Source organism: Streptomyces sp. DH10, from assembly GCF_029813805.1.
Taxonomy (GTDB): Bacteria; Actinomycetota; Actinomycetes; order Streptomycetales; family Streptomycetaceae; genus Streptomyces; species Streptomyces coeruleofuscus.
This window is the reverse complement of the sequence record NZ_JARVKU010000007.1, coordinates 1-24739: the sequence shown is the minus strand read 5'-3', so window position 1 is coordinate 24739 and position 24739 is coordinate 1. Positions and strand designations below refer to the sequence as shown.

Annotated in this window: 17 protein-coding genes; 6 read left to right on the top strand and 11 right to left on the bottom strand. The window is 71.1% G+C overall.

Annotated elements, in window-relative coordinates; all coding sequences use genetic code 11:
* Positions 1-20 precede the first annotated feature (20 nt).
* A complete protein-coding gene (locus tag QC385_RS16555) occupies positions 21-470 on the bottom strand; it encodes a hypothetical protein (protein WP_279542101.1) in 450 nt (149 codons plus the stop codon).
* A 145-nt stretch (positions 471-615) separates the two neighbouring features.
* On the opposite strand from QC385_RS16555, the gene QC385_RS16550 reads away from it, so the two are divergent.
* The 3 genes from QC385_RS16550 to QC385_RS16540 all read left to right on the top strand — a co-directional run bounded on the left by QC385_RS16550 (position 616) and on the right by QC385_RS16540 (position 3902).
* Positions 616-1143, top strand: coding sequence for a tetratricopeptide repeat protein (locus QC385_RS16550; RefSeq protein ID WP_279542100.1), 528 nt, complete (start codon positions 616-618; stop codon positions 1141-1143).
* 47 nt (positions 1144-1190) lie between these two features.
* Positions 1191-3113: a hypothetical protein gene (locus QC385_RS16545; protein WP_279542099.1), complete on the top strand. Its 1923-nt coding sequence runs from the start codon at positions 1191-1193 to the stop codon at positions 3111-3113.
* A 99-nt stretch (positions 3114-3212) separates the two neighbouring features.
* Entirely contained in the window at positions 3213-3902 is a 690-nt protein-coding gene (locus QC385_RS16540) for a TetR/AcrR family transcriptional regulator (protein WP_279542098.1), read from the top strand.
* 45 nt (positions 3903-3947) lie between these two features.
* Here QC385_RS16540 and QC385_RS16535 read toward each other — a convergent pair whose 3' ends face one another.
* The 8 genes from QC385_RS16535 to QC385_RS16500 all read right to left on the bottom strand — a co-directional run bounded on the left by QC385_RS16535 (position 3948) and on the right by QC385_RS16500 (position 18219).
* Positions 3948-4304, bottom strand: a complete 357-nt coding sequence (locus QC385_RS16535; protein ID WP_279542097.1) for a 5-carboxymethyl-2-hydroxymuconate Delta-isomerase — start codon at positions 4302-4304, stop codon at positions 3948-3950.
* 30 nt (positions 4305-4334) lie between these two features.
* Entirely contained in the window at positions 4335-5954 is a 1620-nt protein-coding gene (locus tag QC385_RS16530) for a fused response regulator/phosphatase (RefSeq protein WP_279542096.1), read from the bottom strand.
* Positions 5955-6026: 72 nt separating this feature from the next.
* On the bottom strand, positions 6027-11435 hold the full coding sequence (pulA, locus tag QC385_RS16525; protein WP_279542095.1) for a pullulanase-type alpha-1,6-glucosidase: 5409 nt from the start codon (positions 11433-11435) through the stop codon (positions 6027-6029).
* 106 nt (positions 11436-11541) lie between these two features.
* Positions 11542-12915: an alpha-amylase gene (locus QC385_RS16520; RefSeq protein WP_279542094.1), complete on the bottom strand. Its 1374-nt coding sequence runs from the start codon at positions 12913-12915 to the stop codon at positions 11542-11544.
* 120 nt (positions 12916-13035) lie between these two features.
* Positions 13036-14727: a glycoside hydrolase family 13 protein gene (locus QC385_RS16515; RefSeq protein WP_279542093.1), complete on the bottom strand. Its 1692-nt coding sequence runs from the start codon at positions 14725-14727 to the stop codon at positions 13036-13038.
* A gap of 178 nt (positions 14728-14905) precedes the next feature.
* Complete coding sequence (locus tag QC385_RS16510) at positions 14906-15814, bottom strand: sugar ABC transporter permease (protein ID WP_279542092.1); 909 nt, start codon at positions 15812-15814, stop codon at positions 14906-14908.
* Between the two features lie 14 nt (positions 15815-15828).
* Positions 15829-16833 (bottom strand): carbohydrate ABC transporter permease, encoded by a 1005-nt coding sequence (locus tag QC385_RS16505; protein ID WP_279542091.1) that lies wholly within the window; start codon positions 16831-16833, stop codon positions 15829-15831.
* Positions 16834-16950: 117 nt separating this feature from the next.
* Positions 16951-18219, bottom strand: coding sequence for an extracellular solute-binding protein (locus QC385_RS16500; RefSeq protein ID WP_279542090.1), 1269 nt, complete (start codon positions 18217-18219; stop codon positions 16951-16953).
* Between the two features lie 391 nt (positions 18220-18610).
* Here QC385_RS16500 and QC385_RS16495 point away from each other — a divergent pair, with 391 nt between their 5' ends.
* Both QC385_RS16495 and QC385_RS16490 read left to right on the top strand, forming a co-directional pair.
* Positions 18611-19645, top strand: a complete 1035-nt coding sequence (locus tag QC385_RS16495) for a LacI family DNA-binding transcriptional regulator (RefSeq protein WP_279542089.1) — start codon at positions 18611-18613, stop codon at positions 19643-19645.
* A gap of 93 nt (positions 19646-19738) precedes the next feature.
* Positions 19739-20569 (top strand): phosphatase PAP2 family protein, encoded by an 831-nt coding sequence (locus QC385_RS16490; protein WP_279542088.1) that lies wholly within the window; start codon positions 19739-19741, stop codon positions 20567-20569.
* A 92-nt stretch (positions 20570-20661) separates the two neighbouring features.
* Here QC385_RS16490 and QC385_RS16485 read toward each other — a convergent pair whose 3' ends face one another.
* The gene (locus QC385_RS16485; protein ID WP_279542087.1) at positions 20662-22233 is read right to left on the bottom strand and encodes an amidohydrolase; all 1572 of its coding nucleotides are present in this window, start codon (positions 22231-22233) and stop codon (positions 20662-20664) included.
* 26 nt (positions 22234-22259) lie between these two features.
* Positions 22260-23711, bottom strand: a complete 1452-nt coding sequence (locus QC385_RS16480; protein ID WP_279542086.1) for an APC family permease — start codon at positions 23709-23711, stop codon at positions 22260-22262.
* 176 nt (positions 23712-23887) lie between these two features.
* Here QC385_RS16480 and QC385_RS16475 point away from each other — a divergent pair, with 176 nt between their 5' ends.
* Entirely contained in the window at positions 23888-24505 is a 618-nt protein-coding gene (locus QC385_RS16475; RefSeq protein WP_279542085.1) for a TetR/AcrR family transcriptional regulator, read from the top strand.
* The last annotated feature ends 234 nt before the right edge of the window (positions 24506-24739 follow it).

The following is a 24739-nucleotide window of genomic DNA, read 5'->3' as shown; positions in this document are numbered from 1 at the left end:
TGCCGTTTCCGCTCGCGCGGTCAGCCGTGGTGGCTGCTGCCGCCGTCGTGACCGCCCTTGTTGTGGCTGCCGCCGGGGTTCATGTGCTCGGAGCCCTCCTCCATCGTCCCGCCGATGGTGCCCTGGAGCGCCGTGACCGTCTTCTCCTGGCCGACGGCGACCCATTTGCGGCCGACCAGGTAGTAGCCGCCGTAGTCCTTCGCCTCGTTCAGCCACTCGCGCTGTCCGCGGTCGGTGGCGAAGGTCGCGAGGACGTATTTCTCCTTGCCCTTCTTGCACAGGGCCTGGCGGATGGTGTCGGCGTCGGTCTGCATGTTCGGCTTGCACTTGGCCTCGGCCGCGATGTGCTCCAGGCTGCCGGTCACCGCCTCCGGCACGGCCGCCTCGCCCTTGCCGCCGGATCCGCAGCCGGCCAGCGCCAGTATCGCCACCGCGCCGCTCAGCGCGAGCATCGGTCGGGTCACCCTCATCTGTTCCTCCGGTCCTTGTCACGGCACGGTCCGGACGCATGCCGCACGGAGCCCCGGCAAGAGGCTCTCGTCTTCGATACGGCTGTGGCGGGCGCAGCGCTCAAATCCGGTGCCATCACAGGCACGTCCGTGCGAGTCTGTCCCGGTGAATCAGGACTGGGAAGATCGCGTGGCCGCCTTGTGGGACCGGTTCGACGACTACGCCGAGACCGAGGAGGACGAGGCCCGCTTCCGCGCCGACGTCGACGCCCTCGTCGCCGAGCTGCCCAAGGGCAGCCCGCTCGGGCCGTTCGAGCGGGCCTGCGCCTGGGACTCCACGGGCCGCTCGGACAAGGCGGTCCCGCTGTACCGGGAGGCGCTCGAGCTCGGCCTCGCGGAGGTCAGCCCCTACAGGGCCCGCCGGACGAAGATCCAGATGGCCAGCTCGCTGCGGAACATCGGCCGGGCCGAGGAGGGCGTCGCGCTGCTGACGCCCGAGCTGGACGCTCCGTCCGACGAACTGGACGACCCGGTGCGCGCGACGCTCGCGCTGTGCCTGTCCAGCCTGGGCCGCGATCGCGAGGCGCTGTCGCTGGCCCTCGGTGCCCTGGCCCCGCACCTGCCGCGCTACCAGCGGTCGATGGCGAACTACGCCCGGCTGCTCGTGGAGCCCGGGGAGCAGCCGGAGGCGTGACCCCCGTGGTCAGGTGACCATCCTCCGATTCGCTCGTTCTGCTGAACGTGCAGTCACAGGATGTCGCCCAGCGCCCCGCGCCCCCCTCCCCCGCCGGCCCGGTCGTCGATGTCGAGCAGGCCGAGGCCGCGCTCGTCGAGCACTATCCACGGCTCGTGCGGCTCGCCTATCTGGTGCTGCCGCCGGGCCTGGGCCGCAGCAGGCGCGTCCTCACCGCACACGCCCTGACCCAGCGCGCACTCCCCCGCAACCGCACACCGGCGCCGGTGATCCCGGCCCAGTCGACCGGCCGTGACGGCGACCCGGGCTACGCCCTGGTCCGTCTCCAGGTACTGCGTACGGCGCTGGAGGCGGGGCTGCCGGTGAAGCGCAGGGCCTGGCCGAAGCGGTCCCAGCTGCCGCCGGTGCTGCCGCAGGTGTGGGGGCTGAAGCTGTTCCCGCGGTCCGGCGGCGCCGACGAACTCGCCCTGGACCAGCGGCTGTCCACCCTGTCAGGACCGGCCCGGGCCGCGTACGCGCTGCGCGGTCTGGAGCGGCTGACGGACGACGGCGTACGCGAGGTGCTCACGGCCGCGGGGGTCGCCGACGCGGACGGTGCGCTGCTGGAGGCCGACGGGATCCCCGCGCAGTACGGACTGCTCGACTCCCCCGAGTTCGACCCGTGCTCGCTCCAGGCCCGCCCCACCGACCTGATGCGGCGCCGCCAGCACCTGAAGGCCGCGCTGGCCGCCGGGGCGGCCCTGCTGGTGTGCGGGGCGCTGCTGGGTCTGCCCGGCGAGGGCTGGGGCCCCGACGGTGCCGCCGCGCCGCCGTACGCGCGGAACCCGGCCGCCCAGGCCGCCCTGGACCCGGCGAAGCTGACCAGGGTCTCCCCCACCGCGTGGCGGGGCTCGGCGCGCACCGACTTCTCGGTGTGGCCGGCCCGCGGCGACCTCACCGGCGACTCGGCCCTGCTGCGCCGCGCCCTGGCCGTCTGGGCCCGCCCGGGCGAGACGGTCCGGGTGTCCGCGACGCCGGGCACTCCGTCCGGCGGCCCGGCCGGACCGCCCCAGTTGCTGTACGCGGGGACGGTCGACGCGGCGCGCGTGGTGATCCTCCACGACGGTCTGCGCATCGCCCGGTACGCCGAGCCCAAGGAAGGCACGCAGGGCGCCGCCCTCGACTTCGCCCGGGTCGACGGCGCGGGCCGGGCCGAGGCGGGCGCGGTGGTCCTCGGCCGGGCCGACGGCAACGTCCGCTATCTGACCGCCCCTTGGGTGAAGAAGGCCGGCGAGCGGGACCTGACGAAGCCGGGCTCCGGCGCGATGGACCTGGCCCTCACCGACGGCGTGACCGCGCCGCTGGCCAGCCCGGCCCTGCGGGCCGACGCGTGCACGTCGTGGAACGTGCTGCAACTGACCGACGGCACGAAGACGCGGCTGCTGACCGACCTCGGCGAACTGGTCCCGGCCCGGCTCACCGCCGGACGGCCCGGCTCCCCGGGCGAGGCGTCCGGAGCCGAGGCGCTGCGCACCTGGGGGCCGTTCGCCTGCTCGCTGGGCACGGTGCGCTCCGCGGGGGTGCGGAGCGTCAACGCCTGGGCGTTCAACGAGCAGCCGCTGCCGGACGCGAGCGGTTCGGCCGCGTGGGTGTGCACCCGGGCCGAGACCTGGCGGGGCGGCGGGGCGCGGGTGCTGGCCCAGTTCCACACGCCGGGCGGGAGGTACGGGGCGGTGGCGGCGAAGGCCGAGAACGTTCTGGCGTGCGGGGCGCGCGAGCCGCACGTGCTGGCCGGAGTGCTGTGGAAGTCGAAGGCGGGTGACTGGTATCTGCTGGCCGCCGGCAGCCGGGAGACCGCGTCGATCCGGGCGACGGGCGGGGTCGGCGGGGCATCGCAGACCAGTTTGCTGACCGTGCCGGCCGAGCAGGGGGCGCGGGCCGAGCTGAAGGGGACGCTGCGGGACGGGCGTCCGATCGGTGGGCTGCGCTGAGCGGCGGCTGAAGCGCCCCCGCCCCTGGGTGACCATCCCCGACCGATCCCGGACCGATCCGATCCGTTCGAGGCCGGAATCGATCGGTAAGGTGTTCGCATGACTACCGGGGTTCGCCGCAGATTGGGAGTCGAGGAGCGGCGGCAGCAGTTGATCGGCGTCGCCCTCGAACTGTTCAGCCGCCGCTCGCCCGACGAGGTCTCCATCGACGAGATAGCGTCGGCCGCGGGCATTTCACGCCCGTTGGTCTACCACTACTTTCCCGGCAAACTCAGCCTGTACGAGGCCGCGTTGAAGCGGGCCTCGGACGATCTCGCGGCCCGGTTCGTGGAGCCGCACGAGGGGCCGCTCGGGGCGCGGCTGCTGCGTGTGATGCGCCGCTTCTTCGACTTCGTCGAGGAGCACGGCCCCGGTTTCTCCGCCCTCATGCGCGGCGGCCCGGCGGTCGGCTCCTCGACGACCAACGCGCTCATCGACTCCGTACGCCAGGCCGCGTATGTCCAGATCCTTTCGCACCTGGGCGTGACCGATCCGCCCGCGCGGCTGGAACTGGTGGTGCGTTCCTGGATCTCGCTCGCCGAGTCGACGGCGCTGATCTGGCTGGACGGCCGGCGCATCCCGCGGGCCGAGCTGGAGGTCCAGCTCGTCCACGACTTCGCCGCGCTCACCGCCGTCAGCGCCGCCCAGGACGCGGAGATGGCCGCCCTGCTGCGCCGCATCGCCCAGGAGGAACCGGCCGACGGCCCGTTCGCCACCCTGGCCGGCCGCCTGCTGGCGCTGGCGACCTGAGACGGCTCAGCTCCCGGACTTCCGGTGGCGCCGGCCTGAGACCGATCAGCTCTCGAACTTCCGGTAGGACGCGTCAAGTTCGCGCACCTCGGCGGAGGCGTGCAGCACGCGTCCCCCGGTGGCCTTCAGGTGGGTGCGCAGCAGCTCCAGGGTGGCCTCGGTGAGCCGGGCCCTGGTCTCCTCGGTGCGGCCGGCGAGCAGCGCGATGTGGACGTGCACATGGGCGTGCCCCTCGGTCTCGGGGCCGACCACGACGTCCTCGGTCCGGCGGAACCGGGTCTTGCACGCCGCCGGCTTGGCGGCCGCGATCTCGACCGTGGCCTGGTGCAGCGCCTTCGCGAACCCGGGCCGGTCGAAGTCGTCCGCGAGGTCGGCGGAGTAGTCGACGGTGATCTGCGGCATGAGCACTCCTGTTCTAGGCGGCCATCGGGCTCACCCTAACCGCAGCGCCAGCATCGCGATGTCGTCCTCCCGGTCCCGGCCGAAACAGCCGAGCAGCACGTCGCAGAGGGTTTCGAGGCCGGCCGGGGCGTCGGCGGCGGCCGTACGGAGCTGTTCCATGGAGGTCTCCAGGGGCGTGCCGCGGGTCTCGATGAGGCCGTCGGTGACCATGAGGAGGCGGTCGGTGGGGGCCAGGTGCCGCTCGGTCGGCGCGGGCCGTTCCAGGCCCAGCCCGAGCAGCGGACCGCAGGCGTCGACGTACTCGGCACCGCCCCCGTCGCGCAGGATCAGCGGCGGGATGTGACCGGCGTTGGCGATCCGCACCCGCCCGCTGCCGGGATCGACCAGGGCCAGGCAGACGGTGGCCGTGACGTCGGGGTGGTACTGCTGGAGCATCCGGTCGAGCCGCCCGGCCAGGACCACCGGGTCGCTCTCGGTCACGCAGTAGGCGCGCAGCGCGTGCCGGATCTCGACCATGACGGTGGCCGCGTCCAGCGAGTGCCCGACGACGTCCCCGACGGCGGTGAGCACGCCCTCGCCGGTGCGCAGGGCGGCGTAGAAGTCGCCCCCGATCTCGGTCTGCCGGGACGCGGGCACGTAGCGGACGACGATGTCGACGCCGGGCAGGTGCGGCAGCTTGTGCGGCTGGGGCAGGAAGCTGTGCTGGAGGGTGAGGGCGACATGCCGCTCCACCCGGTACAGCAGCAGCGGCTCGGCGGCGAGCGCGCAGGCCTGGGCGAGGCGGGCGAGCAGCCCGTCGGCCGCGGGGTCGGTGATCGCGGCGCGCCGTACGGGAGTGGCGAGGCAGACCACCGTCCGGCCGTCCTGGGCGGTCGCCACGGTCAGGCGGGCGTCCTCCTCGACGCCCGGCCGGAAGATCCCGGCCGGCCACAGCGGCGCGGGGACGACGGTGCTGGTGACGCCCGTACGGCCCTCCGCGAGCCGGGTGACCAGCCGTGCCGCCGCCTGGTGAGCGCCGCTGTCCGCCGGTGCGGGGCGGCACCGGGCCGTGCCCAGGTACGGCTCACCGTCCGGGCCTGTCACGAACACCGCGGCGGGCGAGTCGGTGAGGTGTGCGGCGCCTTCGGCGGCCGCGGCGGCGAGCTCCCGCGGGCAGCGGGCGGCCTGCACGGTGACGATGGCCTCGGACAGCAGCGTCAGACGGTGGACGGCGGTCTCGGCGCCCGTGCTGCGGCGGGCCCCGCGCACGGCGGCCCGTACGACGGCCTGGATCTCCTGCGGTTCGGCGGGCACGGTCAGATAGGCGTCGCCGCCCGCGTCCAGTCCCCGGCACCGGTCGCCGGGCGCGGTCGCGGCGGCGGAGAAGTGCACGACGGGCAGCGCGGCCATGGGCGGCCGGGCCCGGACCCGGCGGCACAGCTCGAAGCCGCTCATGTCGGGCAGGCCCACGTCGACGAGGGCCACGTCGGGCAGGGTGCCGTCGCGCAGCCGGACGTCGAGTTCGACGAGCGCCTCGCCGCCGCTGGCGACCGGTACGACCTGGTGGCCGGCCCGGCTCAGCACGGCGCCCATGGCGTACCGGCTGGCCGCGACGTCGTCCACGACCAGCACGGTGGTGCCCTGGGTCTGCTGCCTGCCGTTGCCGTGCATCTCGACTGCCCCTCGGGGCGTACGTGGGTGGGCAGACCGCCGGTCGCGGCCTGCCCGCCCAACGTAGTGCGGTTATGCGGCGGCCCGGGTGAAGACGGCGACCGTGCGCCCCGGAACGGCGAACGTGCCCGATTCCGCCGCGTAGGAGGACGACTTGACGATAGGGTCCGCCCCCGCAGCCTGCACCGGATGCAGCCGGTAGCCGGTGCCGGCGAGTGCGGGGACGCGCTGTTCCCGCCGCTCGGGCGTGGCGTTGAAGACGACGACGAGGTCACCGAGCCGCATGGTGATCACGCCGGGCGTCTCGTCCTTGCCGGACAGCGGGAAGGAGAGCCGGGACTGCACCTGCTCGGCGGTGCCGAGGGAGAAGTCCCGCTCGGCGGTGCGGATCCGCAGCAGGTCCCGGTACGCCGCCGAGGCGCCCTCGATCTGCTCGCAACCCACCTTCACCTTGCTCAGCAGGGGCTTGGCGTACGGCCACTTGCCGGCGTTGTCGGCCGCCATGGGCAGTCCGCGGCCGAAGCCGTTGCCGTCGGCACAGTTCCAGTGCACGGCGTTGAACCAGTCGCCGCTGTCGTAGGAGTTGCGGTCCAGGGACTTGGAACGGAGCAGGTCGGTGCCCGCCTGGGAGAGGGCCGGACCCTGGGACAGGGTGGCCGTCGCCATGGCCAGGACCTGCATACGGGCCCGGTCGGACGCACTGGTCGTGACAGGGAGCTTGAAGGCGAGCGCGTCGAAGAGGGACTCGTTGTCGTGGGCGTCGGCGTAGGCGAGGGCGTCGCCCGGGGCGTCCGCGTATCCGGCGGGTGAGCCGTTGTAGTCGACCTCGGAGCCCGTGACCTCCTTGCCGCCGGTGCCGGTGAACCGGTAGCCGGCGAGGTTGCCGGACAGGCCGACCTTGATCAGGTCCTGGTAGTGCAGCAGGCGGGCCTTCTGTTCGGCCGGACTGCCGTTGTTCTCCGAGGAGTTGGGCTCGGTGTAGAGGCCGGACGCGAAGCCCTGCACGCCGGGGTCCTCGTCGAAGGGGCCGCCGCCGCGCACGGCGTCGCGCGCCCGGTCGGAGAAGGTGGCGATGCCCGTGCCGGCCATGTTCTTCTGGGTGGCCTGCACGAACCGGGCGTCGTCGGCGACCTCCCCGAAGTTCCAGCCCTCCCCGTACAGGATGATCTTCTTGCCGTCGACGCCGTCCTTCTGAGGGGTGAGCGCGTCGAGGGCCTTGCGGACCGCGAGGATGTTGGCCTTCGGGTGGTGGCCCATGAGGTCGAAGCGGAAGCCGTCGACCTTGTACTCCCTGGCCCAGGTGACGATCGAGTCGACGACCAGCTTGCCCATCATGGCGTTCTCGGTGGCGGTGTTGGCGCAGCAGGTGCTGTTCGCCACCGAGCCGTCGGCGAGGAGCCGCTGGTAGTAGCCCGGGACGATCCGGTCGAGGACGCTCGTCTCGGCCTGACCGCTCGCCGCGGTGTGGTTGTAGACGACGTCCATGACGACCCGCAGGCCGTCGTCGTTGAGCGCCTTGACCATCTCGCGGAACTCGACCGTGCGGGCCGTGCCGTCCGGGTCGGTGGCGTAGGAGCCCTCGGGGACCGTGTAGTGGTACGGGTCGTAGCCCCAGTTGTAGGCGTCCTTCGCGGCGATCTTCCCGACGCACTCCTGCTGCTTGTCGGAGTCGGCCGGGAAGGAGGCGAGGTCGCAGTCGACGGTCGCCTGCCCGGACTTCTTCTCCGGGATGGTGGCGATGTCGAAGGCGGGCAGGAGATGGACGTACGAGGTGCCCGCCTTCGCCAGCTCGCGCAGGTGCTTGGAGCCGTCGCTCGCCTTGTCGGTGAAGGCGAGGTAGGTGCCGGGGTGCTTGGCCGTCCTGTCCTCGACGGAGAAGTCCCGGATGTGCAGCTCCTGGATCTGGGCGTCCCGCAGCGGTACGGCCTTGGGCTTGGTGTACGTCGACCAGCCAGTGGGCTTGAGGGCCTTGTCGTCCAGGTCGACCAGGAGACTGCGCTCTGAGTCCGCGGTCAGGGCGACCGCGTAGGGGTCGGTGACCTTGTTGGTGACGACCTTGCGGGCGGTGGGCGCCCAGACCTTCACGACGTAGCGGTAGGGCTTGTTCTTCCAGGACGCCGGGCCGGTGGCGGACCAGACGCCGGTGGCGGCGTCGCGCTTCATCGGCACGGTGGAGTCGCCGATCTCCAGTGCCACGGACTGCGCGGTCGGCGCCCACACCGACAGCGCGGGGCGGCCGCGGGAGAACGTCGGCCCCAGGTCGGCCTTCGTCGCGCCGGAGTACAGGTCGTCGAGCGCGCCGGCGATCTGCACGCCGGTCGCCGCGAGCACGGCCCCGCTCATCGCCCGCTGCGTGGCGACGACCTGACCGCGCAGGGCCTCACGCACCCGATCGCGGTCGCGCGGGTCGACGGTCCAGGCGTCGTACTCCTTGAGGTGCGGGAACCTCGCCTTCTGGGCATCGGTGAGGGTGCTCTCGGACAGACGGAGCCACCTCTCGTCGTCGCTGGTCAGGGCGCCGTCCTTGACCGCGATCGAGCCGTCCCGGCTGTACAGCAGCTGGGTGGAGGCGGCGGCCTCGGAGCCGTTCCAGGCGAGGGTGTTCCGGTCGATCCAGACCGCCTTGGACGTGGTCAGGTCGAGCGCGGCAGAGGTACCCGCGGGCTGCGGGAGCAGGTACTTCTCCTGGCCGCTCAACAGCCACACCTCGTGGCCGCTCGCCCGGAGGTCGAGCGACTGGTCGGCGGGCAGGTCCTTCTCGTCGCCCTTGTGGAGGATGTAGCTGAGGCTGGTGGCACCGTCGCTGAGCGGTACCTCGAAGACCGCACCATAGGTATCAGTCTTGACCGGCTTCAGGGGGTTCGACCAGTCGGTGGGGTTGGCGGCGCCGGTCCACACGTGCAGGCCCCAGCCGTCGTAGTTCCCGTCGGCCCGGTGGTAGTGCAGGACGGCCTTGCTCTTGTCGGGCGCCGGGTACGCGGGCCGCTCGGTGGTGACGGTCTCCTTGCCCTGCTCGATCCAGACCTCGCCGGTCTTGGTGACGTCGATCGTGCGGTCGGTGGCGACGTCCTTGGTGCCGTCCTTGTCGATGACGAGGAAGCCGACGTTCGAGGCGCCGGGCTTGAGCTTGACCCAGGCGAAGGCGCCGTAGGCGTCCCGGCCGGTGAAGGGGTGGCTCTTCGGCCACTCGGTGGCCTCGCCCTCGGCGAGGTCGCCCCAGGCGTACAGGCCCCAGTCGGCGTAGTTCCCGTCGGCGCGCTTGTAGTGGACGATCGCGTAGTCGCGCGAGGACGCGGAGGGCGGCTGGGCGACGGGCGGGATTCCGGTGGTGGAGGCGGCCAGGGCGCTCGCGATGCGGCCGGCCGAGTCGACCACGACGGCCTTGTAGCGCAGGGCCGTGCCGGGCGGTACGTCCTCGGCGATGGTCTGGGTGACCTTGTACGGGGCGTGGTCGGCGGAGCCGAGGGTCCGCCACTTGCCGTTGCCGACCTGGGCGGCGAAGACGACGCGGTTGAGCCGGCCACCGTCGGTATCGGCGGAGAGCTCCACGGTGCCGGTGGCGCCGGCCGCCGGGGCCTTCAGGGTGATCGTCGGCTCGGTGGCGGGCGCGGCGAGCCTGCCGGCCGCCTTGAGGACGATCGCCGAGCCGGGCGGGATGGTGACGGTGAGCTTCCGGTCGCCGTCGCTCTTCAGGGAGGCGTCGGTGCCGTGGATGCCCTTGAAGGCCATGCCCGCCGAACCGGTCGCGAACGTCGCCGTCTTCGTCTCCTCCGCGTTGTTGACGGCGACGACGTACTCGATGCCCCTCTTGGCGTCGGTGCGGGAGAAGGCGTACACACCCGGCCCGTCGGCCGCGTACCGCTGCTGCTGGACGCCGTCCGTGAGGGCCGGGTTGGCCTTGCGGAGCTGGGCGAGGGCGCTGATCTGCCGGTACAGCGGCGCCTTCGTGTCGTAGGCGTCCTCGGCGTGGGTGTCGTCGGTGCCGATCCGGTCGTCGTCGAGGTAGTCGGCGGTGCGGGAGGCGAACATGCTCTGCCGGGCGTCCTTGTCGCCGCCCGCTCCGGCGAAGCCCTGCTCGTCGCCGTAGTAGACGACGGGGTTGCCGCGGCTGAGGAACATCAGCTCGTTGGCGAGCTTGCCCTTCTTGAGCAGCTCCGCGTCGGTGGCCTTCGGGTCGTCCTGCTTGAGGAAGTACCCGATCCGGCCCATGTCGTGGTTGCCGAGGAAGGTGACCTGCTCGTACGCGTTGGCCTTGCCGGTCGTGTACTTGTAGTCGTCGCCGAAGACGCTCGCGAGCTTCTGCGCGCTGCCGCCCTGCGAGGCGTACTGGCGGGCCGCCTCCTGGAAGGGGAAGTCGAGCGTGGCGTCGAGGCGGCCCCGGGTGACGTACGGGGAGGTGACGTCCGTGTCGGCCGAGTAGACCTCGCCGAACATGAAGAAGTCGTCGCGGCCCTGCCTGGCCGCGTAGGCGTCCAGGGCGGTGGCCCACTGCGTCCAGAACTCCATGTTGACGTGCTTCACGGTGTCGATCCGGAAGCCGTCGATGCCGAAGTCCCGCACCCAGCGCTGGTAGATCCTCTCCATCCCCTTGACGACCTCGGGACGCTCGGTCCAGAGGTCGTCGAGGCCGGAGAAGTCGCCGTGCTCGGAGCTCTCCCCGGCGAAGGTGGAGTCGCCGCGGTTGTGGTACATCGTCGGGTCGTTGAGCCAGGACGGGACCTTGACGTCCCTCTTCGCGGCGGGGACGGCCGGCGTGCGTGGGAAGGAGTCCGCGTCGACGGCCGGGAACTTCCGCGTGCCGTCCGCGTAGTCGGCGTCGTCGAAGGGTTCGCCGTCCTCGGTCAGGTACGGGAAGGCGCCCTTGGACAGGTAGTCGTACGACTTCTCCTCATAGTCGACGACGTCCGCCGTGTGGTTGGTGATGACGTCGAAGAAGACCTTCATGCCCTTGGCGTGGGCCTTGTCGATGAGGGTCTCGAGGTCCTCGTTGGTGCCGAAGTGCGGGTCGACCTGGGTGAAGTCGGTGATCCAGTACCCGTGGTAGCCAGCCGAGGCGTTCCCCCCGGTGCCCTGCACGGGCTGGTTCTTGAAGATCGGGGCCATCCACAGGGCGGTGGTGCCGAGGCCCTTGATGTAGTCGAGCTTCTTGGTCAGGCCTTTGAGGTCGCCGCCCTGATAGAAGCCCTTGTCGGTGGGGTCGTAGCCGGTGGACAGGCGCGAACCGGTCAGTCCGCCCTTGTCGTTGCGCGGGTCACCGTTGGCGAAGCGGTCCGGCAGGACGAAGTAGAACTGCTCGCGGGTGGCGTCGTGGCGGGCGGGCTCGGCGGCGAGCCTCGCGTCGGACGGGGGCGGCGGTGGGGTGTCCGCCCGCGCCGTGAGGGGCTGGACGAGCGCTGCGGCCAGCGCGGTCACGGTGACCGCAGCGACCCGTCCGGCATGGGCGGTTCGGCGCCTCGGCGGCGCCGGCCATCTCGGTATCACTGACGTGGACTCCTTGCGATTGCGGCTCTCACGGGTCCGACCCCGCGCGACCGTATCGCCGCCGAAACGCTTACAGCAAGAGTCCTGAAATCATTGGAAAGAACTTTCAGCAGCTCGGCTTCCCCGCGTGGATCGCCAAGGCCGTGTTCGAGCCCAGGGTCGCCGTGAACTGCCCGCTGGAACTGACGGTCACCGGGGTGTTGTTCTGCACGTCGCAGTACGTCCCCGCCGGCAGCGAGGTCTGGTACGTCCGGGTCAGGGAGCCCGACTCGTGGTTGATGGCCACGAAGCCCTTGCCGCCCCGGCCGAAGGCGATGGCGTCGCCGCCGTTGTCCCACCAGTTGGTGACAGCCTCACCGCGGGTGGCGTTGCGGAAGCCGATCATCGACTTGATCTCGGGCCAGTTGTGCTGGCACTTCCAGCCGTCCTGCCAGCAGGCGTTCACCTGGCCGCCGCCCGGCGGGCCGGCGTCGTGGTCGGTGAACTCGTAACCGGAGTTGATGTCGGGCGCGCCGTAGGGCCAGGCCAGCATGAAGACGTTGGCCAGGGTGTAGGTGGCGCCGTCCTTGTAGCTGAGCGTGGAGCCGTTGCGCTCGGTGTCGTGGTTGTCGACGAAGACGCCGGCCACCGAGCTGCTCATATAGCCCCAGCCCTCGCCGTAGTTCTTCAGATAGGCGAGGTTCTCGTTGTTGAAGACCCGTTTGAGGTCGTAGGCGTAGCGGAACTCCTGGACGTCGCCGTTGCCCGTGTACTCGCTGGGCTGGACGGCCTCGCCGGCGCCGAAGATGGCCTCCTGCTTCCAGTAGGCCGACGGCTTGGTCAGCCGGGACTTGATGTTCGCGAGGTCGGCGGCGTCCATGTGCTTGGCGGCGTCGATGCGGAAGCCGTCGACGCCGAGGGAGAGCAGGTCGTTCATGTATCCGGCGATGGCCCCGCGGACGTAGTTCTCGCCGGTGTCGAGGTCGGCGAGGCCCACCAGCTCGCAGCGCTGGACGTTCCAGCGGTCCTGGTAGTTGCCGATCCTGGAGGTGCAGTCGTCGAAGTCGTACGGGGAGTACAGGCCGGGGTAGTCGTACTTCGTGTACGGCGAGCCGCCGGTGCCGGTGCCGCTGCCCGCCGACATGTGGTTGACGACCGTGTCGACGACGACCTTCACACCGGCCGCGTGGCAGGTGTTCACCATGTTCTGGAAGGCCGCGCGGTCACCGAGCCGGCCGGCGACCTTGTAACTGACCGGCTGGTACGAGGTCCACCACTGCGGGCCCTGTATGTGCTCGGCGGGCGGGGAGACCTGGACGTAGCCGTATCCGGCGGGTCCGAGGGTGTTGGCGCACTCGCGGGCGACGGAGGCGAATTTCCACTCGAAGAGGACTGCGGTGACGTCCTTGGTGCCAGGTGGGGAGGCCTGCGCACTGGTCGGGCTCATGACAACCGCAGCCGCGGCGAGCGCGACGGCGGCGGAGAGGTGTCTGCGTGCCATGTGGGGTTTCCTTCTTCGTTGAAGGTTCTTGCTGCAAGGTTCAGAAACCTTGCGGTGACGCAGATGTTAAAGGCCCGCCGCCCCGAAGGGCAGCGGGCCGTGCGGAATTCAACGGAAAAATCAGGCGGTGATCGCGGTGCTCCACCACACCGTGGTGTCGGCCGGCACCTTGGCCTCGTCGTCGACCTCGACGACCTCTCCGCTCGCGACCAGCACTCGGCCGTAGGCCGGCATCGCCACCGACTCGCCGGTGGTGTTCGCGACGCACACGAACTCCCCGCGCCGGAAGGCGAGCACGCCTTCGGGCGCCCGCAGCCACTCCACGGAGGAGCCGGCGCCGAGGTCGGGCTGCGCACGGCGCACGGCGAGTGCGGCCCGGTACAGCTCCAGGGTCGAGCCGGGCTCGCCGGTCTGCGCCTCGACGCTCAGCTCGCCCCAGCCCGCCGGCTGCGGCAGCCAGCTGCCACCGTCGCCGAAGCCGTACGACGACCCGGACCGGGTCCACGGGATCGGCACCCGGCACCCGTCGCGGAAGCCGTCCTGGCCCGCGCCCCGGAAGTACGCCGGGTCCTGGCGCACCTCGTCCGGCAGGTCCACGACGTCCGGAAGGCCCAGCTCCTCGCCCTGGTAGATGTAGGCCGAGCCGGGCAGCGCGAGCATCAGCAGGGTCGCGGCCCGGGCCCTGCGCAGGCCCAGCTCCCGGTCGCCGGCCAGGCGGATCTGGGTGCCGAGGCCGGGCGGGTTGGCGAAGCGGGTGGCGTGCCGGGTCACGTCGTGGTTGGACAGCACCCAGGTGGCGGGGGCGCCGACCGGGCGCATGGCCTCCAGGGTGCGGTCGATGACCTCGCGCATCTCCGCGGCGTCCCAGTGGGTGCTGAGGTACTGGAAGTTGAAGGCCTGGTGCAGCTCGTCCGGGCGGACGTAGTGGGCGGTGCGCTCGATGGTCGGCGTCCAGGCCTCCGCCACGAAGATGCGCTCACCCGCGTACTCGTCGAGGACGAGCCGCCACTGCCGGTAGATCTCGTGCACGCCCTCCTGGTCGAAGAACGGCATGACATCGTTGCCCAGCAGCTTCACCTGGTCATGGGATCCAAGGTCGGGCAGCCCTTCCGCCTTCACCAGCCCGTGGGCGACATCGATCCGGAAGCCGTCGACGCCCATGTCCAGCCAGAAGCGCAGGATGGAGCGGAACTCGTCGCCGACCGCCGGGTGCTCCCAGTTGAAGTCGGGCTGCTCGGGGGCGAAGAGGTGCAGGTACCACTCGCCGGGCGTGCCGTCGGGTTCGGTGACCCGGGTCCAGGCCGGGCCGCCGAAGATCGACTCCCAGTCGTTGGGCGGGAGCTCGCCGTTCTTCCCCTTGCCGGGGCGGAAGTGGTAGCGGTCCCGCAGCGGGGAGCCGGGGCCCTCCGCGACGGCCCGCTTGAACCACTCGTGCTGGTCGGAGGAGTGGTTGGGCACGAGGTCGACGATGATCCGCAGGCCCAGCTCGTGGGCGTCGCGGATCAACGCGTCGGCGTCCAGGAGGTTGCCGAACATCGGGTCGACGGCCCGGTAGTCGGCGACGTCGTAGCCGGCGTCGGCCTGCGGCGAGGCGTAGAAGGGGCTGAGCCACACGGCGTCCACGCCGAGGTCGCGCAGGTACGGCAGACGGGTGCGGACACCCTCCAGGTCGCCCATGCCGTCGCCGTTGCTGTCGGCGAAGCTGCGCGGGTACACCTGGTAGATCACCGCGTCCCGCCACCAGTCGCGGCGCTTGGCGACGGCCAGGGCGGACGTGGGAGTGGGGGCAGGTGCAGCTGAGTGCTGGCTCATGTCGTCCTTGATGCGTAACTGAGGTGTGGTCATGTGTGCGTGAGGTAGGTGGGTGACGAGGCGGCCGCGGCACAGCGGGGTCGGATGGGCACCGCGGCCGCCACACCCGCGCCCCCAAGGGGCGCGGGGAACTGCGCGACCAGCCACGACGAACCCGCAGCCGGTCGACGAGCGGAGGTCACCCCTTCGTGCCGCCCGCCGTAAGCCCGGTCACCAGGTTCTTCTGCACGAGATAGAAGAACGCGGCGGCCGGTATCGCGATCAGCACAGCCGTGGCGGCCATGAGATTGCGCTGCGCGTCATGCTCGCTCACGAACGTCTGGAGACCGACGGCGAACGTGTACTTGTCGTCGCTCAGCAGGAACGTGGAAGCGAACGCCACCTCACCGAAGGCCGTGAGGAAGCTGTAGAACGCGGCTACCGCGAGGCCCGGCTTGGCCAGCGGAAGGATCAGCCGCGCGAAGGTGCCGAAGGGGGTCAGCCCGTCGACTCGCCCGGCCTCGTCGATCTCGAACGGGATGGTGTCGAAATAGCCCTTCATCAGCCAGGCGCAGTACGGCACGATCGTGGTGCAGTTGACAAGGATGAGACCAAGGTAGCTGTCGATGAGCTGGAGATCCGACAGGATCTGGTACATCGGCACGATCAGTACCGCGATGGGGAACATCTGGGTGACGAGCAGCACCCACATCAGCTTCCGGTAGCCGGGGAACCGCATGCGGGAGACCGCGTAGCCGGTGGACGCGGCGACGACGACGCCGATGAGTGTCGTGCCCAGCACGACGACCAGTGTGCTCGTCAGCCAGTCGAAGAAGCTGGTGTCCTTGAGGACGTACGCGTAGTTGTCGAACGTCATCTTGCCCCAGATGCGTCCGGGGTGGAGGTAGTCGTCCTTGTCGGGGCCGAGGGACAGAAAGAGCAGCCAGGCGATCGGGAAGAGCGCGGTCAGGCTCGCGCCGATCAGGATGGCGTGCGAGACGAGGGAGGTCGCGCGGCTGTGCTCGCCGCGGCGGCGGACCTTGCGGGGGGCGTCTGCGGGTCGCCGCCCGGTGTCCGCGGCGGAGGTCTCGACGGTGGTCGTACTCATTTCGGACTCCTGCCTCAGATCGCGAGCTGCTGCTCGTTGCGGTTCAGCCAGCGGCGGTAGAAGGAGGTGAAGACGATCAGGATGGACAGGAGCAGGATTCCGTAGGCGGCGGACTGGGCGTAGTCGCGCGGCTGCTGGCCGAAGCCCAGCTGGTAGGCCCAGGTCACGAGGATCTGGGCGTCCGGGGCGGTGTTGCCGAACAGCAGGAAGATGATGGCGAACTGGTTGAAGGTCCAGATCACGCCCAGGAGCACGACGGTGGTGCTGACGGACCTCAGGCCGGGCAGGGTGACGTACCGGAACCGCTGCCAGGCGCTGGCCCCGTCCATCTCGGACGCCTCGTACAGGCTCGCGTCGATCGACTGGAGCCCGCCGAGCAGCGAGACCATCATGAACGGCACGCCGCACCAGGTGTTGACCATGATCGCGGCGAACCGCTGCCAGAAGGTGTCCTCCAGCCACAGCGGCGTCGGCAGGTGCAGGAAGTCCAGGCCGGAGTTGATGATGCCGCCGTCGGCGAGCATGAACCGCCAGCCGAACACGGTGACGAAGGTCGGCACGGCCCAGGGCAGCACCAGGATCATGCGGTAGAGGGTGCGCCCGCGCAGCTTCTGGTTGAGCAGCAGGGCGAGGCCGAGGCCGATGCCGTAGTGCAGGGCGACGCAGGCCGCCGTCCAGAAGACCGTCCACCCGAAGTGCGACCAGAAACGGTCGTACGCCGTCGGGCCCCACAGGATGTCGGCGTAGTTGTCCAGGCCGATGAACTTGTAGGTGGCGTCGATCTCGTTGACACCGATCGTGCGGGCGGTGTTCAGGCTGGTGGCGTCGGTGAGGGTGAGGTACAGGCCGTACCCCAGCGGGTACAGCACGAGGACGCCGAGGACGACCGCCACCGGCGCGATCATCGCGTAGGCGTACCAGTGCTTGTGGAAGCCGTTCTTCAGCCGCCGGCCCGGCCCGGGTCGCGGTTCCCGCTCACCGCGCCGCTTGCCGGTCGCTCGGTCGATGACGACTGTCATGGTTCGGCACCTTCTGGAGGTTCAAGGAGTTCGGAGGGGAGCTGCCCGGGCGCGGGCACGGCCGGTGGCCGCCGGATCCCCTCCCCCATGACCGGGGATCCGGCGGCCACCCGGCGGTCACTTGGAGAAGTCCGGCACCAGCTTGGCGATGGCGGTCTCGGCGTCGCCGAGACCCTTGTCCAGGGACTCCTTGCCGCCCGCGATCTCGATCAGCTCGTCGTCGAGCGGGCCCCACAGCGAGCTGTACTCGGGCAGCGCCGGGCGCGGCTGGGCGGAGGACAGCACGCCCTGGTAGCCGGCGATGCCGGGGTCGGCCTTGACCTCGGCGGTGTAGGCGTCCTCGCGCGTGGGGAGCGTGGAGTTCTTCAGCGCGATGGTCTCCTGGGCCTTCGCCGAGGTCATGAACTTCACGAACTTCAGCGAGGCCTCCTGGTGGGCCTTGTCCGAGCCCGCGTACACGGAGAGGTTGTGGCCGCCGGTCGGGGCGCCCGCCTTGCCGGTGGAGCCGGCCGGGACGGTGGCGATGCCGAGGTTGTTCTTGTCCTTGAAGGCGGAGCCCTTGTAGAAGTTCGTGATCTCCCACGGGCCCTGGACGATCGAGGCGACCTTGCCGCTGACGAACGCCTCCTGGATGTGGGCGTAGGCGTCGGCGGTGGTGTCGGCCTTGTGCAGGCCCTTGCCGCTGAAGAGGCTCTTCCAGGTGCCGTAGGCCTTCTTCGCCTCCGGCGAGGTGACGGTGATCTTCTTGGCGCCGGCGTCGACGGTGTCGGTGCCCTCGCCGTAGAGGAAGCTCTGCGCGTAGTAGGCCTGGGTGGAGCCCCAGTAGCCGTCGACGCCGGTCTTGTCCTTGATGGTGGCGGCGGCCTTCTTCAGGTCGTCCCAGGACTTGGGGGCCTCGACGCCGGCCTTCTCGAACAGGGCCTTGTTGTAGACGAGGGCGAGGGTGTCCGTGGTGAAGGGGACGCCGTAGGTCTTGCCGTCGTACTTGGCCTGCTCGATCAGGCTGGGCTGGAACTTGTCCTGCTCGGCGAGGGCCTCGGTGCCGTCCAGGGGCGCGAAGAAGCCCTTCTTGGCGAAGGCCGGGGTCCAGCCGACCTCGGAGCGCAGCACGTCGGGGGCGCCCTTGGAACCGGCGGCGGTGTCGAACTTGTTCTGCGCCTGGTCGAACGGGACGTTGACGTAGTTGACCTTGATGTCCTTGTTGGCGGCCTCGAACTCCTTGACCAGGGCCTTGTACGTCGGCGCCTCGTTGGTGGCGTTGGAGGTGTCCCACCAGGTGATGGTGACCGGGCCGTCGGCCTCGTCGCCGCTGTCGCTCCCGCCGCACGCCGTCGCCGCCAGGGCGAGGGACGCCACCAGCGCGGTGGCCGCTATGCCACGCCGCATGAGTTCTCCTTGAGGGTGAAAGCCCGTTTCGTGCTGCCGACTGCACCGTTGGCCGCCGGGCGTCGGTGAGATTAGCCGCGCTTGAAGGAGTTGCGAAAGACCTTGCAGCAAAAAGTTGCAAGGGGTGCGGATGGTTATCCCGCCGTGACCTCTCCCAGACCCTTGCGGGACCGGGATTTCCGCCTGTTCGGCGGGGAGTCGGACAGTTGTGCAAGACTCTGCAAGCACTTGCCATCCGTTGCCGCCGGGGGAATCATCCGTTGCGGATCGGCGCCGACCACGACTTCGAGGGACCGCGATGACCAAGCCACCCGCAGCGGGCCGTCCGCCGGCCCGCACCAGGCGTCCCGTCGGTGTGCAAGCGGAACCCCGGCCGCTACAGTCCAGTGCTGTGACCACACGGCTTGCGGACATCGCTGCGCAGGCGGGGGTGAGCGAAGCGACCGTCAGCCGCGTCCTCAACGGGAAGCCGGGCGTCGCCGCCACCACCCGCCAGTCCGTGCTGGCCGCCCTCGACGTGCTGGGCTACGAACGCCCCGTGCGGCTGCGGCAGCGCAGCGAGGGCCTGGTCGGTCTGATCACCCCGGAGCTGGAGAACCCGATCTTCCCGGCCCTGGCCCAGGTCATCGGCCAGGCGCTGACCCGGCAGGGCTACACGCCCGTGCTGGCCACCCAGACCCCGGGCGGCTCGACCGAGGACGAGCTCACGGAGATGCTCGTGGACCGCGGCGTCGCCGGCATCATCTACGTCTCCGGGCTGCACGCGGACACCACCGCCGACATGCAGCGCTACGACCGGCTGCGCGCGCAGGGCGTGCCGTACGTGCTGGTCGACGGTTTCTCGCCGAAGGTGCAGGCGCCCTTCATCTCCCCCGACGATCGCGCCGCGATGAACCTGGCGGTGACGCACCTGGTGTCCCTGGGGCACACGCGGATCGGTCTGGCCCTGGGGCCCAAGCGGTTCGTGCCTGTGCAGCGCAAGATCGAGGGGTTCGTGCGCACCATGCAGGACCAGTTGGGCCTGGGCGCCGAGACCGTCGAGAAGGAGCTCGTGCAGCACTCCCTCTACACCCTGGAGGGCGGTCAGGCCGCGGCCGCGGCGCTGATCGAGCGGAACTGCACGGCCGTGGTGTGCGCCAGCGACATGATGGCGCTGGGCGCGATCAGGGCGGCGCGGCAGCGCGGCCTGGAGGTTCCGACGGACATCTCCGTGGTCGGCTTCGACGACTCTCCGCTGATCGCCTTCACCGACCCGCCGCTGACCACGATCCGCAAGCCCGTCCCGGCGATGGGGCAGGCGGCGGTCCGCACGCTGCTGGAGGAGATCGGCGGGACGCCGGCACCCCACAGCGAGTTCGTGTTCATGCCGGAACTGGTGGTGCGCGGCTCGACGGATTCGGCGCCCGGGGACCGCGCTCGCTCCTGAGGTTCGCGGCTGGATCTCGCCGCTGAACATGCGCCCCGCACCGGGGCGGAGGATGATCGGGGGGACAGGGCTTTTCTGGCAGACTTTGTGCCTATGGGTGACTTGACCGTGACGACGCTGGACGGCCGGAAAGCGGCCGTTCCGGACCCGGTCGCGGCCGATCCGGGACGGGGTCTCGTCCCCCGGCTGCGCACCCCCCGCCGGCCCCGGTTCTGGTTCGAGATCCTGCTGATCGCGGTGAGTTACTGGACGTACTCGCTCGTCCGCAACGCCGTGCCCGAGCAGAAGGCCGAGGCGCTGCGCAACGCCGACTGGATCTGGCAGGCCGAGCACGCTCTGGGCATCGCCGTCGAGGAGTCGGTGAACCGGGCGGTGAACTCGGTGACTTGGCTGATCATCGGTATGAACTACTACTACGCGACGCTGCACTTCGTGGTGACGCTGGGTGTGCTCGTGTGGCTGTACCGTCGCCATCCCGGCCGGTACGCGGCGACCCGCCTGGTGCTCTTCGCGACGACCGCCGTCGCCCTGGTCGGTTACTACCTGTATCCGCTGGCGCCCCCACGGCTGATGAACGGCGGAGGCTTCATCGACACCGTCATGGTCCACCAGACCTGGGGGTCGATGGCCTCCGGCGACCTGAAACACATGTCCAACCAGTACGCCGCGATGCCCTCGATGCACATCGGCTGGTCCGTGTGGTGCGGCCTGACCATTTTCGCCCTGGCGACGATCCCCTGGGTGCGGGTTCTGGGGCTGCTGTACCCGGCGCTGACGCTGGTCGTCATCGTCGCCACGGCCAACCATTTCTGGCTGGATGCGGTCGGTGGCATGCTCTGCCTGGGCTTCGGGTTCGCGGTGGCCGGGGTCTGGTACGGAAGGCTGCCCTACGCACTGCCGCAGGTCGTACCCGCCAGACTGTGACCCGGGCGGCGAGCCCGCGCCTCACTCCCGTGCCTCAGTTCCCCGTGCGTCACCCCCCGTGCCTCAGTTCCCCGTGGCTGACTCACCGTGCCTCACTTCCCCCGATACACCACGTGCCCGCCAGTCACCGTCAGTCGCACCGGTGCCTCGGCCACCTCGTCCGCCGGAGCGGCCACCGGGTCAAGACCCAGCGCCGTCAGGTCGGCCCGGAACCCGGGAGCGATGCGCCCGGCCGCGTCGGACTCCCCCGCCGCCAGCGCCGCGTGGCTGGTGCAGCCCTCCAGCGCCTCCAGGCCGGTCAGCCCGGCCCGGGTCGACGCCGCCCCCTTCGGCGCCCGGGCCGTGGCGAGCACGGCGCGGGCGTCGTAGTGCGCGATCGGCCAGTCCGAACCGAGGGCCACCACCGCACCCGCGTCCCGCAGGTCCCGCAGCCGCCAGGCGCGCCCGGCCCGTCCGGTGCCCAGCCGCCGGGACCACTCGTCGGTGCCGTCGGCCCGGGTGTACGCGGTGTGCGGCGGCTGCATGGAAGCCGCCACTCCCAGCCGCGCGAACCGCGGCAACAGCTCGTCCGGAACGGTCTCGATGTGCTCGATGCGGTGCACCCCGCACCCGTCCGGCCCGAGCCCCTCGACCACGTCCAGGACGTGCCGTACCGCCGCGTCCCCGATGGCGTGCGTGGCCGTGCGCACCCCGGCCGCGTGCAGATGCCGCACGGCGGCGGCATACGCCTTTGGATCGGGCCAGAACGCGTCCGTGCCCTGGCCGTGGCAGTCGGCGTGCTCCAGCCAGGCCGTGCCGCCCTCGACGGTGCCGTCCATGAAGAACTTGACCCCGCCGGTCCGCCAGTGCCGGCCGCCCCTGCCCTGGAGGGCGACCAGCTCGTCCAGGTCGTCCCGGTCCGCACCCGGCATGCACCAGGGCGCGAACCGCAGCCGCACCGGCAGCACCGTCTCCACCGCCACGGAGCCGATCAGCTCGGGGTCACCGGCGTCCATGACGTGCGCCCCGGTCAGACCGGTCGCGGCCATGGCGGACAGCAGCTCCACCAGGCGTGCCCGGCGTGCCGCGTACGACGGCCGGGGCACAACCTCCGCCACCAGGCCCATCGCCGCGTGCTCGACGAGGTGCCCGGTGGGCCGGCCCGAGGCGTCGCAGACGACCTCCGAGCGCTGGGCGAACTCCCGGGGACCGTGCACGCCGGCCGCGGTGAGGGCCGGGCCGGTCGCGAGGGCGGAGTGGCCGTCGTAGAGGCGCAGGAAGGCCGGTGTGCCGTCCAGGACGTCCTCGATCAGGTCCCGGTCGACGGGACGGCCCCCGAAGGCGTTGTGGTCGAGGCCGAAGCCGGTGACCCATCCGTCGGTGCGCTCCGCGCCCGCGAGAGCGGCCCGCAGTCCGGCCAGGTCCGTCACGCCCGACAGGTCCGTCCCGGTCGCCATGTCCAGCCCCCACACGGGGTGGCTGTGCGCGTCGACGAGGCCGGGCACCAGGTGCGCGCCGTCCAGGCGGACGACCTCCGTGCCCGGGCCGCACCAGTCGCGTACGTCCGTCTCGTCGCCGACCGCCGCGATCAGACCGTCGCGTACGGCGACGGAGGTGGCGTACGGGCGGTCCGGGTCGAGGGTGCGGGCCTTGGCGCCGGCGAGGACCAGATCGGCGGTGGGCATGCGGTGAACTCCCTTGTACGACTTAGCTATTCGGTGGGTTCGGCGGCGAAGTCGGCGTAGACGTGCGGGCGTTTGAGGCGCAGCCACCAGGCGAGGGCGAGGCCCGCGGCGAAGACGCAGGGGGCCGTGACGATCAGGACGGTGTTCACGGTCGGGGACGCCCCGGTGAACAGGTCGATGTGGTTCACGACCAGCACGATGGCCGTCGTGAGCAGCACGGCGGCGGCGACGGGAGCCACGACCGTGCGCAGCACGCCCTCCTGGTGGCGCACCCGGCGGAAGTAGCAGGGAACGGCGATCGCGGCGAGCAGCTGGAGCAGGAACAGGCCGATCATCCCCGGGGTGTTGACCCACAGCAGCAGTTGCCCGTACGGGTCGGCACCGGCCGCCGCGAAGGCCAGGACGACGACCGCGCCGAGGACCGTCTGGGCGAGGCCGGCGACGTACGGGGAGCCGTGCCGCGGGTGGATGCGGCCCAGCGCCTTGGGCAGCACGCCCTCCTCGGCAAGGGCGAGGGCGTACCGGTTGATGGCGTTGTGGAAGGCCAGGAGCGAGGCGAGGACGCTGGTGACGATGAAGACGTGCATCAGGTCGGCCGCCCAGGCGCCCACGTAGGTGGTGATGGCGGTGAAGAACAGCTCGCCGGGGTTCTTGCCGGCGGCCCCGGCGATCTCGGCGTCGCCGAAGGCCTGGATGACGGTCCAGACGATGAAGGCGTAGAACAGGCCGAGGAATCCGACGGCCAGATAGGTCGCGCGCGGCACCGTGCGCTGCGGGTCGCGGGCCTCGCGGCGGTAGATGGCGGTCGACTCGAAGCCGGTGAACGCGGCGAAGGCGAAGGCGAGGACGGCCGCGGTGCCGGGGACGAGGACGTTGCCGGGGTCGAAGGAGGCGAGGGACAGCCCGTGTGCGCCGCCCTTGATCAGGACCCCGCCGGCGAGGAGGACGAGGATGCCGGTCTCGGCGACGAGCAGGACGCCAAGGACCTTGGCGCCGAAGTCGATGGAGCGGTAGCCGCCGTAGCCGATCAGCAGCAGGCCGGCCAGCGAGATCGGCAGCCAGGGGATATCGGCGCCGAACAGGGCGTGCGCGGTGTCCTGGGTGGCCGAGCCGAGGAGGCCGTAGACACCGATCTCCATGCCGTTGTAGCCGACCAGGGCGAGCAGGGCGGCGCCGATGCCGACGGGACGGCCGAGTCCGCGGGTGATGTACGCGTAGAAGGCACCGCCGTTGCGGACATGGCGGCTCATGGTCGTGAAGCCGACGGCGAAGACGACGAGTGTGAGGCCGGCCAGGAGATAGCCGACGGGGGCGCCGACGCCGCCCAGCAGGATCGCGAGGGGGGCGACTCCGGCCATGACGGTGAGCGGGGCGGCGGCGGAGACGACGAAGAAGGCGATGTCGGAGGTGCCGAGAGAGCCGGAGCGCAGGGTCGCCGTGGCGGGCGGGGTGCGCTCCCCTGAGGTGGTGACGGACATGGGCAAGCCCTTCGAGCGGCGGATGCGGAGGGATCCGGGCGTGCGGGGTCGCCGCCGGAGCACCGGGGAGCCGTTACGGGCTCGTGGTGACCGGGCCGGTAAATCTAAAGCCTTTCGGTTTTGGCAATGTAGCCTCTACCTCGGCATCCGGGAAGACCTCAGGGGGACCACCGACCATGGGACGGCCGCGCACACCGCTCCTCGACCGCGAGCGCATCGCGACGACGGCGCTGGAAATCGTCGACGAGCGCGGTGACTTCAGCGTGCCGCAGGTGGCCAAGCGGCTGGGCGCGCAGACCGGCTCGGTGTACCACCACGTGGACGGCCGGGACGGCATCGTGGAACTGCTGCGCGAGCGGGTGGCGGCGGCGATCGACCCGGTGACCCTGGATCTGCGCCCCTGGGACACGGCCCTGGAAACCTGGGCCCGCTCCTACCGCGCCGCGTTCGCCGCGCACCCGAAGGCGATCCCGCTGCTGATGACGTCCCCCGTGCGGGCACCGCGCGTGCTGGAGCAGTACGAGCGGGCGGTGGCGCTGCTGCTCGACGCGGGCTTCGACCCGGCCGATGTGATGCCCCTGCTCACCGCCCTGGAGAACCTGGTCCTCGGCTCGGCCCTCGACCTCGCGGCCCCCGAGACGATGTGGGAACTGACCGCCTCGGCACCGACCCCACGGCTGGCCCAGGCGCTGTCGGCGGTGAGCGAGGGCCGGGCGGACCGGGCGTTCGAGGTGGGGCTGACGGGGTTCATGAACCACGCGCGGGAGTTGCGGGCCGGTGGGGGCCAGGGCTAGCGCCGAGCAGGCGAGGGAGTTGCGGGCCGGGCGGGGCCAGCGCTAGCGCCGAGGACACGAGGGAATTGCGGGCCGGTACAGGCCCGGACCAGGGCCTGTCGTTTGGCCCTAGGGCGTGTCCGCAAAGTCCCGTCGTCCGCCCGGAGGGCGGGCCTCGCGGCGTCCGGTGCGTGCTCTGGGGGTCCCCCCGGCCGAAGGCTGGGGGAGTGCCGGGCGGACGCCCGCGTACTGGTT